Here is a 15,185-nt window from a genome sequence, read left to right on the forward strand (position 1 = left end):
TATCTCATCCTTTGCGGCCTAAATAGTTAATAATCTGCTGTGCAGGTACTCTAGCTTCCTGCTTCAGTTGGGTGATACCTTCTTCATGTTCCTTCAGCCACTGTGAACGTTGATCCAGCAGTCCAACAACAGTCTTAGCGAGTTTGTCGCCATCGAGTGTATCCGTATTGCCTGCTGGTTCACTATCCAGGCGAAGCAGGAATTGATCAATTTTCGGATCATACGAGATGCCCACCGGAGGCACATACTGTGATGCCGCATAAATCAGACTGTGCAGACGCATACCGATGACAAGATCACACTTGCTGACTTCCTCCAGCATAAGCTGAGGATCGGTCAGATCTTCTGTGATGCTAATCTCACTGCCTTTGCTGCTCACATCACCGAGCATTTCCATAAGGAATCGTGAAGCCTGTTCATCAACTGGCAAATGGAATGGCAGAAAACGCAAGTGCACAGCTCTTTTGGAGCACAACTTTTTCAATCCTGCGGCAATAGCCGTAAGTTCCTTTCGGTCTGATTCCCAAAAACGTACCGAAATGCCGATCACAGGAAGCTTGGTATGTCCTCCAGTTGAAGGTTCCACTCGATTAGCCTGGTTAACAGCATCTGCTGAAGTAGCGCCTGCTACAGCTTTCGAATTTGTTTCAGGTAATGGCAAGCCCATTACTGGGTCGGGTACAACATGGATCTGATTCCACTGTAACCCGAGCCCACGCAAGTAGTCTGCGGATTGTTCATCCCGAACGGATACATAGGTGCAGGCCTTAAAGACCGATTTGATCATCGGATTAAAAATTTTACGATTCACAGGGCCAATCCCCTGTGCATAGATAAACGTTGGTTTTTTCAACATCTGAGCCAGCTTGATTACACCCAGATAATAAGGAATGGATTTCAGTCCAGTTGCATCCTGCAATAGACTTCCTCCGCCACTGATTAACCCGTCGCTCTCCTTGAGTGCTTCACGGACTTCCTTCAATTTCATGCGATGCACGGAGCGTACACCGTACATGGCGGTTGTTGACTCGGGATCACCCGAGAGAACAATAGGTTCAATGGTGACGTTCGACCTTTGGCTTTCCTCTTCCAGCGCTGTCAAAATCGACTTTAGCACCGCTTCGTCTCCGCTATTGCGGAATCCGTAATACCCCGAGATGACTAACTTTTGAGAAGTGGTGACCATTTTTTCCAACATCCTTCCGCTACTTGCCACACACCCACAGCAATGATACCGAAGATTAAGCCAAGTCCCAATCCCATCACTCCACGAATGAGTGACAATACAGCCGGCGTATGGATATGCGCGAACGTATCCACCATGGACAATTGTCCAATCGCTGCAATAATGAGCACAAAGATGACTTTACGATATTTTAAAGCGGCGAACACGCCAACGATAAATAGCGGGTGTCCCAGCATAAATTCTTTGAATCTCGGCCGCACACCGAACGTATCTTCCAACGTGGTACGAAGGAACATCTCGAATGGTGTTACTGAACCCGAGTTGCCTGTACGGCTCAAGTAATAGTATCCAACAACGGCAGCAACAAGCGCCAAAACAACCATTAACACATTAATTGGCATACGAAGCATTTCTTTAATTTTCTTAATAGAGAATGAACCCGAACCACGATAAAACACAATATAGATCGCTACCAGTGCCATAGGTGCAAAGTGCAACAGACTTACGCCGCGGAACTGGTTAATTACCAGACTGTACGTAATACTGTTAAGCAATGCGATGACAAAAGGTACCGCCAGGAACGACAGAATTGACGTTCTTACATATAATACTAATGTCTGTTTCAAACGACGACCCGCAGATGCGTCAGGTTGACGCTGCTGCTGATAGTTCACTGTACGAACGGCCAGCACCATCGCTATGGTCGGCGCCGCTATGGCCACAAGCAAGGCAATTCCTTGCTCCAGCAGCGTTGGTTTCAAGAGGAACAATCCTGCACTGCCCACCAGAGCAACCACAAATGCTATCAAAGTCAGCAGTGGGATAAAATAAGAAACCATAAGTGCAATCATGGCAATTGCACCAACAAGAGCAACCAGCTTGGCATAACGTTGAATCGAAGAATCCTTAACTGTAAATGCCTCAGCTTGTCCTAGCTCGAATCCATGCTTCGCCATGCGTTCTACCGCATGACCCGGCTCACCCAGGCTGTTGATCAGATTCTCAATTGGATCTGTAATCATGGCCTTTGCTGTATTCCGGCTTGGTGATGCATTCATATAGAGCATACGAATGTTGCGATCCTTGGTTGCGAGAACAAAACGGTCAGCAATCGTATCTACGTCCAGATTGGCATCTCCATCACTAAGCGAGTACAGACGCGTAACGTTGTAATCCGTTTTATAAGCAAGGGTCTGGAATCCAGACTGCGGTTTCTTCAAGTTCTCGATGGCTGCAAGACCAATATTGTGCTTGTTCAGCAATTGTGCGAATTGGTCGAGACTTTTCATCTCTGCATTATCATTGTACCCTTTCACAGCATCACCATCAAACAAGATGCGCTTTACGCCATTCTCTTCGAAGAAGGTAAGCAAGCGCTCCATCGATTCCTGGCTGTATGGCACACTGTCCGAGATCCGCGGCAAAATGTAAAAACCTTTATCACGCAGCATCTTCACGGCAACCGGATCGGGCTGCAAAGGCTGCATGTTGGCATTCTCCGGAGGAGTCTGCAATATTAAGCCGCTACGACCTTCATATTCCCATGGTACTACCGGAATCTGCCGATCAGCGAACGTTTGTTCAATAATAGGAGTATACGTCTGTGCGTTTTCCTCCGATGTAAATAACACATACGTGTAATTTTCATTAGAAGGAATCACATTTTTGGTCAAGTTCGCGAGATCTTGGCCATTGTACACCATTAGTCGGCGTGTCTTTCTCAGCTCGTCCAATGTACTTTCGAACACAGCCATCGTTGTTACGCCTGCGTCTTTCAGACGAGTCAATTGTTCGTTCATGAAATCTTGCGGATGTGCCTGATACGCGGAGATATCCAGCAGACCTCTATAGTTGAAGACAAGCTCCACCTTTTTGGCAGAAGATTCTGTCTGTACCCGATCACTGATGACAGGGATGGACGCAACCAGACCGATAATAACGACGAGCCACAACCACTTCCGAGAAGCGTTATTCCAATAAAGCCATTTTTGACGCACTACATGTACCTCCTCAAGTGTTGGAACCAAATGCACGTTCAGCTCAAGTAATTCGTTCATTTAACATTCATACAATAGGTTACAAACAGCTTGTGTCAACAAGCCCTCTTATATGCTAGATCCATCTACACTTTTATTTCAAAGAAAAACCCCTCCGCCAACCAACCTTACGGTGCGGAGAGGCCTTCTCATGTTCTTGCTCATTGTTGCATTCGTATTATTGTGCGTCTACACGCGACATCACTGTAGTCACCAGACGCTCGATCCGGCTTTCCGCATCTTCCAAGTTCTCTCCACGCACGGCGAAGTATACTTTGATCTTTGGCTCTGTTCCTGAAGGGCGCAAGCAGAACCATGAACCGTCTGCCAAAATGAACTTCAGTACGTTCTCCTTCGGAAGACCGTCCAGACCAAGGGAATAGTCCAGTACATCCTGTACAGCAATTCCCGCTACTTCTTGTGGCGGATTGGAACGCCAGTCCGTCATTTTGGCCTGAATCTGAGCTACGCCGTCTTTGCCTTTCAGCGTACGGGACTCCAGCTTCTCCAAGAAATATCCGAATTGGTTGTACAACTCTTGCAAAACATCATACAACGTCTTGCCTTGGCTCTTATAATACGCAGCTGCTTCAGCAATCAGCATCGAGGCAAGGACAGCATCCTTGTCACGGGCATAGTTGCCGGAAAGGTAGCCATAACTCTCTTCATATCCGAACAAGAATGTATGACTGCCTGTTGCTTCGAACTGGTTCATTTTTTCACCGATATATTTGAAGCCTGTCAGTGTGTTCATCACTTCTGCCCCGTAATGTTCAGCAATGACAGCACCCATCTCACTTGTTACGATCGTTTTGACAACTGCACCGTTGCTTGGCAGCGTTCCAGTCTCTTGCAGGCGACTGAGCAGGTAATGTACCATAATGGCACCGGACTGGTTACCAGACAAGACGAAATATTTGCCATCGTTGTCTTTCACGACAGCACCCATACGGTCTGCATCCGGATCTGTACCGATCAGAATGTCAGCACCCACGGATTCTCCCAGTTTCATTGCAAGCGTAAATGCTTCTCGTTCTTCCGGGTTAGGGGATTTCACGGTCGAGAACTCAGCATCCGGCTGTTCCTGTTCAGCTACAATGTGCACTTGCTCGAATCCGATCTGCTCCAGCACGCGACGTACAGGGATGTTGCCTGTTCCGTGCAGCGGTGTGTAAACGATTTTGAAATCACGGCCTATGCCGGATTGAATCAGTTCGCGGCTCAGACTGCGGCTTGCTACGGTATCCACAAACGCTTGGTCTTGGTCTTCACCCAACCAGATCAGGAGCCCCTGAGCTTCTGCTTCTTCTTGCGTCAGTTTCTTCACGTCAGCAAGGGAAGGCACTTCCTGAATGTACTGAATGACTTTTTCCGCTTCATTCGGTACCAATTGACCGCCCTCATGATTGTAGACTTTGTAGCCGTTATATTCCGGTGGGTTATGGCTCGCTGTTACAACAATTCCGCCAGTTGCCTTCTGATGACGCACCGCGAATGACAACTCAGGAGTTGAACGCAGGGATGGGAACAGCTTGGCTACAATGCCGTTTCCAGCCAGTACAAGCGCAGCATCCAGTGTGAATTCAGGTGAGAAATGACGGGAATCATGAGCAATGACAACAGAAGGTTTGCCTTCTTGGTCACCATGCTGCTCAAGCAAATAACGCGCAAATCCTTGCGTTGCCCGACCTACGGTGTAACGGTTCATCCGGTTGCTTCCGGCACCAATAACTCCGCGCAATCCACCTGTACCAAACTCCAGGTTTCTGTAAAAACGTTCCTCCAGCTCTTTCGGTTGATCCTGCAAGTCACGAAGCTCCTGTTTCGTTGCTTCATCAATCGAAGCATCCTCCAACCATTGCTGCAACGTCTCTGCTGCTGCTGTGCTTAACTGTTCCATTCCGATAAACCCCTTCCGTCTATATAAATTCAGGTGTGCTGAGTTACTTCAGCATCTTGCATCATTCGGTCCGTCTACGTTCCTGCATGATGTAAATGCTCACGTATGTAATCAGCTTGGGTCAGACAGTGCAAACATAATCTCGCCTTCAGCGACAACTTTGTCGTTCACTCGGGCAGTTGCTTTACCTTTACCAATAGAACCCTTCAGACGTGTAATCTCCACTTCCAGAATCAACGTATCTCCGGGCACAACTTGTCCACGGAATCGGAAATTGTCCAGTCCCGCCAAAAAGCCGATTTTGCCTTTGTTGCCTTCCAAATTCAGAATGGCTACTGCACCAACTTGTGCAAGCGCTTCTGTAATCAGTACACCCGGCATTACCGGATACTCTGGGAAATGACCAATGAAGAAAGGTTCGTTAATGGTTACGTTTTTCAAACCAACGGCACGTTTTCCATCCTCAATCTCTAGAATCTTGTCCACCAGCAGAAACGGGGGGCGGTGCGGGATGATTTCTTGAATCTGTTTGATATCGAGCACAGTGTAATCTCCTCTCGGGATGTTTATATGAGCGTTCTTCATCATGGATTGACTCTTAGCGCTACGGTGGTCGTTACGGTTACGGATCGTCCCTCTGATCGCTGTTGTCTCCGAATTTTTTTGATCCACCTCAGAGAGGTCAAAATTCGGTGACAAAGGCGAGCGCTTTGCTTCTTCTGAACGATTCCGTTCCCTCCACTTACTTCGGTGCTGCAAGGTCAACCCCCACATGACAAAATCGAAGCTCATATAAATGGTTTTTTAATTTTTAAATTTTGTATGAAAAGCATATTTTGGGTTAACACTAGTTATATCCTTCATGACTGCAGTAGTGAAGGTTAAGATAAGGGGTCTCTCTTCGCGATGACGAATGTCTTTCGCAGGGGAGGCCTCTTTTGTGACGTCAAACGTCATCCATCATTATACTGTTTTCAACGTCAAAAAGAAAACTCCTGCCTGCGCAGGAGTTTTCGCTTAACTCGTTACATTATGGAGCGAACACCAGATTATATACATGTTCCCATGTACTCCATTGCCATACGGAACCGATATCCTGTTTGCCCAGTACCACATATCCAGCTACCATTCCGCCAGCGAGGGCAAGAACAAGCAGGACCGGAACCAGGAACCATCTTGCGATGCGCCATCCACTCTTCTTCTTCTTGACTTCCTTTTTCTCTGGCTTACTGTTTTGCTGCTGTGTTTCTGTCATCACATTCACCTTTTACGCTCTCATATTGTTGGCAAGACCCAACATGGAATCACTTGATGTTAGCGCCTTTGCCGCCAGCTGATATGTCCGCTGTCCTTGCATAAGCAGAGACATCTCCTGTGTCAGATCCACATTGGATTGCTCCAGAAATCCTGGACGGATCAAGGCAGCCGCTTGACGTGTAGCTGCATTAGCGCCAAATACATCATCTTCGGTTAATCCCGCATCCAGACCAAAAAGGTTATCCGCATACTGTACCAGCCCCTCAGGGCGTTCAATGTCTACCACTTGCAGCTGTGCTCCAATGGTTGCGTTTGCCTCATTACCGCGTCGGATTAACAGGTTGCCATTTTCATCAAAAGCAACTTTGCTATTATTCGGTGCCGTAATACGATTGCCTTGACGATCCAGGGCAAAGTGGCCTTCGCCATTGACCATCACCATCATATCAGGTGAATTTGGAGTAGGCTTGGGTCTTGTATCAGGTACAAAATGAAATGCACCCTGACGTGTCCACATTTTCTCCCCATTCGCTTCAACTGCAAACATCGCATTTCCCTCAATGGCCAGATCGGTCGGAAGGCCAGTCTCGTTCAAGGGGCCTTGAGACATATCCTTCGTTACATCTGCCAAACGAGCACCAAAACCGAGGTTATATCCCATTGGTGTGGAACGTCCATCCAGTTTGTACTTGTCCGGTTGTTGTTGAACCCGGGTCAGCACATCCTCGAAAGCCGCTTGTTTGCTTTTATAGCCTGCCGTATTCACGTTGGCAATATTATCGGAAATGACATCCAGACGCTGCTGTATGGCAGTCATGGACACCTTGGCACTAATCATGGAATTATTCATCGGTGGTTACCCTCCCGCTGCGCGGTTATATTTAAACGTCGACGTTATACACGCCCGACTTCATTGACGGCTTTATCCAGACTGCGGTCGTAGAATTGTACGACCTTCTGGTTTGCTTCATACGCACGGAATGCGGCGTTCATATCAACCGTTGCCTGTGAGGCATCAACATTCGAGCCTTCCAAGTATCCCTGACGGATCTGCACATTATCTCCTGCAGCCATCATCCGGGCTGTTGCCCCGTTTGCATCGCTGAGACTGAAATTGCCATCACCTTGACGAACCAGTTGATTCGGCTGGTCAATGACACTAATGCCAAGAGTAACCCCTGTTGGTGCACCCGTTGCTGCATCCACCAAACGGCCTTGCTCATCCACTTTAAATTGCTCTATGGAACCTGTCAACACTACAGGTTGTCCATTATTATCCAACACTTGTGAACCTGTTGAGCTCAGCAATTGTCCCGTTCCTGTGATCTCGAAGTGACCATCGCGTGTATATCGGGTGTTACCTTCTGCATCCTGAACTGTAAAATACGCCTGAGGCTGGTAAGTCACCGTGCCGTCGGCCCGTACAAATTTGCCTGATGCGTCAAACGGGACAGGTTGTCCAGTCTGCGGATCATTGACAGTCATATTGGATGAAATGGAAAAATCATTTTTCTGCCCAGTCTCCATAATGGTCCCCTGCAAATTCATGGACAAACTTTCTTCCGCGAACACCCCCGTGTTCAGCTTGCCCAGCCGCTTTGTCGGGAGATTTGCATCTCCGCCTACCAAGGTAATGAGCATTTCCGGGAAGGAACGGCTTACGCTGTTCACCTGTTTGTATCCCGTGGTGTTCATATTTACGATATTCTGTGTTGCTGTGTCATGGCGGCGTTGTTGCGTAATCATTCCCGCAGTAGCGGTGTACAGACCTCTTAACATGAATTAACCCCTCTCCTCAAGCGCTTGACCTGCATCACAGGTTGGCTGCTTGTCCGTTCTGCTTTCCGAGCATGGCGAACCTTTGCTATTTATATCGGCAGATTAGAACTTTTTCTTAACCACCTGATCCAAATTATTAAGCATTATGCCTGTCCCCTTCACGACACAGTGCATTGGATCTTCAGCCACCCATACCGGTACATGTAATTCATTGGACAAAAGCTCGTCCAGTCCGTTCAGCAATGCACCTCCGCCAGTCAATACAACACCACGGTCGATAATGTCCGCTGACAATTCAGGCGGTGTACGTTCCAATACCGACTTCGCTGCCACGATGATGGATTGTACGGAATCCCAGAGTGCTTCCTGTACTTCATTTCCCGATACCGTTACGGTAACCGGCAGACCGGATACCATATCGCGTCCGCGAATGTCCATCTCCGTTTGATGTCCACCCGGATGTACGGTACCAATCGCAATTTTGATATCTTCAGCGGTCCGTTCACCGATCATGAGCTTGTACTTGGCTTTGATAAACTTGATAATGGCTTCGTCGAACTTGTCCCCTGCGACTTTAATAGAAGAGGCGGTGACCACGTCGCCCATAGAAAGGACTGCAACGTCAGTCGTACCGCCGCCGATATCCACGACCATATTGCCGCTCGGCTGAAAAATGTCCATTCCCGCACCGATCGCTGCCGCTTTCGGCTCTTCTTCCAGAAACACTTCTTTGGCACCGCTGCGTTCTGCCGCCTCACGGATGGCCTTCTGCTCCACGGAAGTAATGTTCGTTGGTGCACAGATCAGAATCCGAGGGTGGCTGTACCAGCTTCTTGCACCCACACGATTAATGAAATGTCTGAGCATCGCTTCTGTAATCTCGAAGTCCGCAATAACGCCGTCACGCAGCGGTCTAATGGCAACAATGTTACCTGGAGTACGCCCCACCATACGACGCGCTTCTTCCCCAACAGCAAGGACACGCTTCGTATCTCTTTCAATGGTCACGACGGAAGGTTCATCGAGGACAACCCCACTTCCTTTCACGTGAATAAGCACGTTCGCCGTGCCAAGATCAATACCGATATCCTTGCTAAACATAAAAGAGCCCCCAAAGTGATATTATTTGGTCAGCGTATCCTGTGAAAAAGAGTCCCTTATCACGTCACCGCTCGTTCGACAAAGTGCAACATATATATGTAAAAATCGGGCTGATAAGATGTCATAATTCGATCCTGTACCAGCTTTTAACATATCATACTTCAGGGGAGGGATTCAATGCATGTGTGAGCTTTTTGGCCTACGTCTTTGTGAAGATGCTTACGATTTGGCGGAAGCCAACACCTCACGTTTCTTGCCACTCGTTTTTTTGTATTTAATTTTGGTCGCTTCACCGCCCCGCAAATGGCGGATGGACTTGTGATACTCCAAAATGTGTTTCACCTGGTCAGCAAGATCAGGGTTGATTTCCGGCAGACGCTCCGTCAGATCCTTATGCACAGTACTCTTTGACACGCCGAATTCTTTGGCTATGGTACGGACCGTATTCCTCGTCTCAACAATGCAGCGACCAATTTTGATGGTCCGTTCCTTGATGTAATCGTGCACGCTCCCGCCTCCCTACTGTGTGGATAGTTTGGTACATTATATGAGGAGCATGCCTATATATTCGCGGTTTAGAGGTATGACAAGCTTCGAAGGTCCCATTATTTTCTGAAAAGCACAAAAAGAGCAGAGGTTCAACCCTCTGCCCATCATGTTGCTGCGGTAAAATTCATTTATTTTTCCGGAAGATATCCTTGCGGGTTAACCGGCTGTCCGTCTTCGTACACTTCAAAGTGAAGGTGGTTGCCAAGCGTTTTACCCAATTCATTGACGCCAGCGGATGCAATCGCATCTCCCTGTTTCACTTCGTCGTCCTGTTTCACTTTGACGTCTGCCAAGCTTTGGTATACCGTCTTCAGGTTATCGCTGTGTGTGATTTCCACAACCTGACCTGTGAGCGGATTTTGCTCAACCCGGGTAACTTTACCGGCAAGCGCTGCTTTTACTTCAAATGTTTTATTATCCCCACGTGCCAGATCCACACCCGTGTTCGGGATGAATGTATCATTGTACTGCACCATCGCCGCTTCATGTTCCTCGGTTGAAGCTTCGCTATCATAGAAAGGTTTTACTACCGAAATTTCGGACGGTACCGCTACCGGCCATACAAAATTCTCCGACTTTGCAACAACTTCCACACTTTCTTCTTCGCCTACTGCTGTTCCTTCTGTACCCGCCGATGCGCCTGTTTCTACTACCCCGCTAGCAGGGTCCGAGTTCAGCGTTTTGTCGCCTGTGCCCTGATAGACCCACACTAAGGTTAGTATAATGCCTGCTGCTGCGATGTAGGCTGCCGGGAAGACCCAGCGTTTGGACATTGCTCTTTTCCATGAAGAGGGCTGGCTAGCCGGTACTCCTTGAGTTGTTTTAGGAGTTTCTTCTTGGACTGATTTTTTGTTTTGTTCATTCATGTTAATCACCTCAGTAACAAGTGTTACCGGGTGCAACTCTTTTATACACGCGCGACTCTAATTATTTTCACGGAGGTTTCAGAGAGTGCTATATATGTGAGGGGTGAGTGATTAGTGCGTGCACCGCTTCGGGGCCAGAAAACCTTTCGACCGCTGGTTACTACCAGATTTCTTCTATCACCTTCTTCAAAGGTGAAATCCGGTAGTAAAGGCGGACACTTTGTTTCTACAGGTCTTTTCTGTCCCCTGCGCTCTCCATACGCTAGCACTCTCGGCATATATAGCCAAATCTCGAAAGCTCCGGAATGGGTGTTGGTAGACTGGTCCGGATTGGCTGTAAAGGTCAATCCTTCTATGAAGTTCATTTATCGGTGAGAGCGAAATGATATAGGTTGTGACCGGATAATACAGATTTAGGACGCCCAGGTTCTTTAAAGTGAGATTTGAGATTAGAGATAGACAGGGCGCGCCACTAATGACTGTTTCATTTAACATCTAGATTTTAAAGAAGCTGAATCATGATTGGTTACAGTATAGTTAGAAGTTGCTTGGTAGACAGGGAACATAAATCATTTTTTTAACCTTAGGGCTCGGAGACTTGATTTCAACGTTCTGGTTCTGTTTTGGTTTTGGTTCGGCTTGCTTATTGCGAATGAGCATGTGGTGAATGACAGAACCCTCAATTTTGCTCATGATTAGATAATAATATATTTCTAACGAACTCAGACGGTCTTATTGGCGGGGAAATCGCTGCTTAGGAATTCTAAAGAACCCTAGACACGCTAATTACCCTTTTGGGCGCTATTATCGGATCAGCTCGGTGGTATATCGTGATATAGCGTGTCTGAGGTTCGTTAGAATTTTCATTCATCTTGATAACGCCCAATAAGGTCTGTCAGATTCGTTAGCGCGCCAAAGCTTATATGGGAAGCCTGATCATTTCGTCCAAACAAATCTAAACAGCTCTCATCCCCTTACATTTGCACACATTTGCATCCATTCGAATTAATTTACATTTATCCATCCGTGTTCATCTCTCCTACTTCGATGCAAGCATCTTGGATGCCTGTCCGAATGAGATGCCGGTATAGTAGTGTTTGAGAATCTGGGTGGCCGTGTGTCCCTCCTGCGCCATGCCGTTTGCTCCCCATTGGCTCATGCCAACCCCATGCCCGTACCCGTACGTTGTAATTTGGACCTCATCACCTGTGGTCTTCCAACTGAACTGGCTGGATCTTAATCCAAGCAGTTTGCGAACTTCGGGTCCGCTGAATGTCTCACCTGCGATCTGCATTTCCTTAATCCGATGCCCTTTGGTTGTAGACAATACTTCCATCCACGATCCACCCTTCTGGGCGGTAACCGGAATGGCATCCAAGTTCAACTTCTGCAGAATCTCATTACGCTTCAAGGTAACGGTCTGCTTGAATCCTGGTGCCAGATTTTTGTCCCACGGACTGTCTACACTTTGCAGATACGGCACAGCGTTCCCCCATACATCCTCGGCATTCTCGGTATACCCATTACTTGTGGAAAAAAAGGATGCGGTGATTGCCTTGCCCTGATAGGTCATCACCGTATCTCGACTTTCGCGCACAGCCTGTTGCAGCTTCTCCCATTCCTTTGCCTTCCCTAGACGCGTCCAATCCGCTTTCACCTGATCTGGCGGAATAAACACCTGATGGCTGACCGTATCCGTCACATCCGCCGCACCTGATGGAACTCCGCTTGTATCACTAGCAGCAAGTCTTCGCACGATAAATGTGCGAGCTGCTATCGCCTGTGCCTTTAACGCCTCCAGTCTGAATTCCGCCGGCATCTCAGCTGCCACAACCCCGGTAACATAGTCTTCCAATGGCAGATTCATCGTTGTGCCCGTTGCAGACAGGTATACGCGTACTTTAGGTTCAGGGTAGGTACCAGGAACGGCTGGTGCAGGAGCTGGGTTTCTTGTACTGCTTGAATCTGTTGGAACAGGGATCGGCTTTGGTGATTCGTTTGTCCGCGGCCATACCAGAATTACCGGAATCAGCAACGCCATTACCAATAAGGCAGATACAGCGGCAGCGGGTTGCCATCGCGTCGTATTACGTCCCCATCGGGGTTTTCGTCCAAATGTCCGCATTCGACGACGCTTCACACGGCGGAACTGGTCCAGCTCAATAACAGGTATATGAATATGCTCGGTTGTCTTTCGGTTCAGTTCATCTGTCGACACCCGTCCTGGATTGGATAATCTTGCAGGCTGTGATGGAACAGTCCTCAGGTTCAATGGGGCAGGCTTGTCTTTTTCCACTCCAGAAACGGTAGTTCCCTCCGGCTCTTGCATACCTTGACGAGGGACAAGGGGTACCTTTACCTGTACACGAGCTTCTTTCATTCGAATATAACCCTCCGTTATCTATGGCCGGTCATGTGCCGGTCGTGTTGTTCAAATCCATAGTTTAGGTTATGAGCTGGCTTGATCTGATAGAACCTGATTTAAGAGAAACGAGACCCTTTTCGTTCTGTTTAATTTCCTGTTTTCTTTTGCTATGTACATCTTAGAAACGTTGATCTGTCGCTGAATACCGGTGTTTAGCTGGACCCAACACCCTATATAAAGTTCGCTCTTTCATTTGGTTCAGAATCGATACAGAATACGATGTTATGCTATACAAGTTAGGACCAGCTATTAATAGAATCAGGTATCAAATATCTCGTTGTCTTCTTAAAAGTAAACACAAAAAAAGCCAAGCCGGATGGCTTAGCTTTATCACTTTTTTTACAATATACGTTCCATCGTATTCATAATCCACACAACTGTGTGACTCATCATAGGAGGACCATATTTTTTCTATTCAATCCAGTGTTAAGCCAAAGTTGGTTGCACCTTAAACATCGGTACTTCTTTCTCCACTTTTTCACTAGGTGCTTTGGTTGCTTCCAGCTTAGGCTCATCAACCGAGATCCGATAGATGTCAGCGCCAAGTCCGTTAAGCTTCTCAGCGAGATGTACATAGCCACGGTCGATGTGATGAACACCGCCCACTTCCGTTGTACCTTCAGCAACGAGACCTGCAATAATGAGTGCGGCACCCGCACGCAAATCGGTAGCCGTTACTTTGGCACCCTTCAGTTTGGCATTACCTGTGATGATGGACGAACGTCCTTCAACTTTGATCTCCGCATTCATCAATTGGAATTCATCAACATGCATGAATCGGTTTTCAAAAACAGTCTCTGTCACGACACTTGTTCCTTCAGATGCGAGCAAGAGTGCCATCATCTGGGATTGCATATCTGTAGGGAATCCTGGGTATGGTAATGTTTTCACATCCACAGCCTTAAGAGGACGATCTGCGATTACACGCACGCCATTCTCATCCGGTTGGATTGTAACACCCATCTCTTCAAGCTTCGCGATAACGGAGCCTAAATGATCAGAGATTGCACCTTCAATGTACACGTCGCCACCAGAGATTGCAGCAGCAGCCATATACGTACCAGCTTCTACCCGATCCGGAATAACGGTGTGTGTAACACCTGCAAGTTTCTCCACACCTTCAATGCGGATCACTCCAGTACCAGCACCACGTACGATGGCACCCATTCCATTCAGGAAGTTGGCAAGATCCACAATCTCAGGTTCTTTCGCCGCGTTCTCCAGAACAGTTACACCTTCGGCCAATGTTGCAGCCATCATAATATTTTGAGTGGCACCTACGGAAGCCACATCCAGATAAATTTTCGCGCCACGCAACCGTCCTTGGCTACGAGCTTCGATATAACCTTGGCCCAAGCTGATCTCTGCGCCCATGGCTTCAAAACCTTTCAAATGCTGATCAATAGGCCGTGTACCGATGGCACATCCACCAGGAAGTGAGATTCTTGTATGACCCATTCGAGTCAACAAAGGCCCCATGACCAGGAAAGACGCCCGCATTTTACTTACCCATTCATACGGGGCTTCACAGGAAGTAAGTTTCTCCGCATTTACGGTAATCACTTCGTCCCGGTATGTAACTCCCGCTCCCAGCGATTCCAACACCTTGTTAATCGTCATCACATCGTCTAGAGGAGGCGCGTCAATAATAACGCTTTGTCCTTCTTCCCCTAAGAGAGAGGCAGCGATGATCGGAAGAACAGAATTTTTAGCGCCGCTAACTTTGACACTTCCGGTCAACCTTTTGCCACCGCGGACGATAAATTTGCTCATCATGGTTCCCTCCGCGCTTTTATTCCCTTTTCTTCATTCCGGAATACGTAAGCCCCACTATGCTAGAAAGGACTGTTGCTGTGTGTGGAATTTCGACATATTCTGGCATATTGCCACAGATGTCTGTTCAGAAAAGAATTGGTTTTTATAATCCATATCAATGATACCATGTGCCGTGCATCTTGCTATTCAGCATGTAAAAATCAGTGTCTTACAAGCCAGCAGAGCATCAGAACAGACAGAGTGGGATGGTTATTAGCCGGCATGAACCGGATATCCCGTTTATAACTACAAAATAAGTGAACAATTGTGA

At 47.6% G+C, this 15,185-nt stretch carries 12 protein-coding genes; all 12 read right to left on the reverse strand.

The window, feature by feature from the left end; genetic code table 11:
* Positions 1 to 4 precede the first annotated feature (4 nt).
* A complete protein-coding gene (gene csaB, locus V6669_RS27480) occupies positions 5 to 1,186 on the reverse strand; it encodes a polysaccharide pyruvyl transferase CsaB (protein ID WP_338588716.1) in 1,182 nt (393 codons plus the stop codon).
* On the reverse strand, positions 1,162 to 3,183 hold the full coding sequence (locus V6669_RS27485) for a DUF5693 family protein (RefSeq protein ID WP_338588717.1): 2,022 nt from the start codon (positions 3,181 to 3,183) through the stop codon (positions 1,162 to 1,164). Before V6669_RS27485 ends, csaB begins: the two co-directional genes overlap by 25 nt.
* A 217-nt stretch (positions 3,184 to 3,400) precedes the next feature.
* Complete coding sequence (locus V6669_RS27490; RefSeq protein WP_076209803.1) at positions 3,401 to 5,122, reverse strand: phospho-sugar mutase; 1,722 nt, start codon at positions 5,120 to 5,122, stop codon at positions 3,401 to 3,403.
* Between the two features lie 111 nt (positions 5,123 to 5,233).
* Complete coding sequence (fabZ, locus tag V6669_RS27495; protein WP_036613058.1) at positions 5,234 to 5,665, reverse strand: 3-hydroxyacyl-ACP dehydratase FabZ; 432 nt, start codon at positions 5,663 to 5,665, stop codon at positions 5,234 to 5,236.
* Positions 5,666 to 6,152: 487 nt separating this feature from the next.
* Positions 6,153 to 6,377 carry a DNA-directed RNA polymerase subunit beta gene (locus V6669_RS27500; protein ID WP_017691949.1) on the reverse strand — a complete coding sequence of 75 codons (225 nt, stop codon included), beginning with the start codon at positions 6,375 to 6,377 and terminating at the stop codon, positions 6,153 to 6,155.
* Positions 6,378 to 6,389: 12 nt separating this feature from the next.
* Complete coding sequence (locus tag V6669_RS27505; RefSeq protein WP_338588718.1) at positions 6,390 to 7,229, reverse strand: flagellar hook-basal body protein; 840 nt, start codon at positions 7,227 to 7,229, stop codon at positions 6,390 to 6,392.
* Between the two features lie 44 nt (positions 7,230 to 7,273).
* A complete protein-coding gene (locus V6669_RS27510) occupies positions 7,274 to 8,158 on the reverse strand; it encodes a flagellar hook-basal body protein (protein WP_338588719.1) in 885 nt (294 codons plus the stop codon).
* A gap of 102 nt (positions 8,159 to 8,260) precedes the next feature.
* The gene (locus tag V6669_RS27515; protein WP_133386096.1) at positions 8,261 to 9,259 is read right to left on the reverse strand and encodes a rod shape-determining protein; all 999 of its coding nucleotides are present in this window, start codon (positions 9,257 to 9,259) and stop codon (positions 8,261 to 8,263) included.
* Positions 9,260 to 9,478: 219 nt separating this feature from the next.
* Positions 9,479 to 9,766 (reverse strand): sporulation transcriptional regulator SpoIIID, encoded by a 288-nt coding sequence (gene spoIIID / locus V6669_RS27520; RefSeq protein ID WP_024632710.1) that lies wholly within the window; start codon positions 9,764 to 9,766, stop codon positions 9,479 to 9,481.
* Between the two features lie 170 nt (positions 9,767 to 9,936).
* The gene (locus V6669_RS27525) at positions 9,937 to 10,674 is read right to left on the reverse strand and encodes a M23 family metallopeptidase (protein ID WP_133386097.1); all 738 of its coding nucleotides are present in this window, start codon (positions 10,672 to 10,674) and stop codon (positions 9,937 to 9,939) included.
* A 1,039-nt stretch (positions 10,675 to 11,713) separates the two neighbouring features.
* The gene (gene spoIID / locus V6669_RS27530) at positions 11,714 to 13,054 is read right to left on the reverse strand and encodes a stage II sporulation protein D (protein ID WP_338588720.1); all 1,341 of its coding nucleotides are present in this window, start codon (positions 13,052 to 13,054) and stop codon (positions 11,714 to 11,716) included.
* Between the two features lie 471 nt (positions 13,055 to 13,525).
* Positions 13,526 to 14,872: a UDP-N-acetylglucosamine 1-carboxyvinyltransferase gene (murA, locus tag V6669_RS27535; protein WP_338595061.1), complete on the reverse strand. Its 1,347-nt coding sequence runs from the start codon at positions 14,870 to 14,872 to the stop codon at positions 13,526 to 13,528.
* Between the last annotated feature and the right edge of the window lie 313 nt (positions 14,873 to 15,185).

Origin of the sequence: Paenibacillus sp. Y5S-9, from assembly GCF_036894235.1 — a bacterium.
Lineage (GTDB): Bacteria > Bacillota > Bacilli > Paenibacillales > Paenibacillaceae > Paenibacillus.